The sequence below is a fragment of the Pseudomonas sp. RV120224-01b genome, from assembly GCF_003208145.1.
In the GTDB taxonomy this organism is placed as follows: Bacteria; Pseudomonadota; Gammaproteobacteria; order Pseudomonadales; family Pseudomonadaceae; genus Aquipseudomonas; species Aquipseudomonas monteilii.
Window position 1 is genome coordinate 1 of sequence record NZ_QKMQ01000036.1, and the last position, 1,634, is coordinate 1,634.

Sequence of the window (1,634 nt, forward strand, 5' to 3'; positions counted from 1 at the left end):
GAACACAAGACACGCATGACCATCAAGAGCCAGACCCATAAAGGTGATGGTTACAACGAACTGCGTTTCGAGGACGAACTGGGCAAAGAGGAAGTATTCATCCATGCCCAGCGGGACCAGAACAATGTGGTCGGCAATGATGAGACCACGCGTGTGGGGCGCAATCGTGTCGAGCAGGTCGGCAATGATGAGCAACTGAGCATTGGCAACAACTTCCGTCAGGAAACGGCATACAACCATACCCAGGTCATCGGGCAAAACAGCCTGTTGGATATCAAGTGTGACCTGGTCGAAAACGTGGCCAACAACCGCTCTGAGTCAACGGGTGGCAATCACCGCGTTGTCACGGGGAGCAACTGCGAGCTTGTGGTCAAAGGGGCTCAGTCGATCAGCGTCGGGCAGGGCGTGCAACAACGCACGACAGTATTTCAGTTGCTGGCCAGTGAGCGCATCGAATTGAGAAGCCCTGGCGGCAGCATCGTGCTGGATGCGCAGGGCATTACCATCAATGGCCTTGCGCTCGACCTGAAAGGGCAGACCAAGGCCGTTGCGAAAGGGGATGGCGATAGCCCGTCATTTGAGCTTACGCCTGACGCCAGCAGCAAGTGCGAGGTCAAGGCATGAATGTCGAGAGCCTGATCAGCCGCATCGAAGGGCATCACGCGGCGCACCTGCATTGCCATGTATTGGTAGACCCGCTCGCGATAGCTGGCAAGAGTGACCATGCCTTGCTTGCACACCTGCACGAAGCGTTGGGAGAGGCTGCATTGGCGCGTGTGCACAGGGCCGATCTGGCCCATGCGCCCCACCTGCATCCAGTGTTGGCTTGCATTTCTTCACCCGGAACGTTGCCCAGCCGTGAGTTGCTGGCGCTGACTGCGCGTGCAGCGTACCGAGGGCTGCACCAGCATCGGCGCTACCTCAGTGGCTGGCTGTTCAGTGAAGCAGACTCGGCCACCGTAGCCGCCCATCTCACGGCCATGTGCCGAATACCCGATGCCAAACGGGCGTTCAGCTTCTATCCGGTCTACGAGCCGGTCCGCCTGGAGCTGCTCGCGGCGACGTTCAAGCAGGTCGAGCATGGCCCATGGTGGCCGATCAACAACTGGTTGTTCCTGAGTAGCGGTGGCAGGTTGGCGCACCTGAAAGGGCAGAGCGGGCAGCGGCATGCTTTGCCGGAGCCTGCCCAGCGTATTCAGGAGGATGTGGCGTTGATCGAGCGCGTGCTGGCTGTCTGGAGAGTGCTGCGTGCGGCCTCGGAGGACGCGAGCCAGTGCCAGATACCGCCGTTTGCCGCCGTGCGGGTCTCCAACCATATCGACGATGCACGAGCGTTGGGCTTGAGCGCAGAGGAAGACATCACGGTTTTTGCCCTGCATCACCTGTGCATCCACCCCAGGCTGAATTCCGTTGCTGCGGTGCGCAACATGGTTGATGCGGCCGTCAACGATCACCGTCCTCTCGCCCCAATGCTCGCTCGCTATTCCGAGGAACACTGGTGTCGCCTGATTGATCCCCTTCCAAAAAACGAGAGGCGCCTATGACCCTCAGTCAACGTATCGCCATTGCGACAGCCGAAGCCGGGCTCCCTTCTGACCAGTGCATGGCCTGCGAACGGCAAGGTCTGCCGATCC

Annotated in this window: 1 protein-coding gene and 1 pseudogene; both read left to right on the plus strand. The window is 59.8% G+C overall.

From position 1 onward, the window contains the following. Nucleotides 1-624, plus strand: a pseudogene (locus tag N436_RS28325) (type VI secretion system tip protein VgrG); the annotation flags it as partial. After that, a complete protein-coding gene (locus N436_RS28330) occupies nt 621-1,544 on the plus strand; it encodes a hypothetical protein (RefSeq protein WP_110742493.1) in 924 nt (307 codons plus the stop codon). The pseudogene N436_RS28325 and the gene N436_RS28330, both read left to right, overlap by 4 nt. Nucleotides 1,545-1,634 lie beyond the last annotated feature (90 nt).

Coding starts and splice junctions, on each gene's coding strand:
- N436_RS28330 (WP_110742493.1), top strand. CDS start 621: ATGAATGTCGAGAGCCTGATCAGCCGCATCGAAGGGCATCACGCGGCG.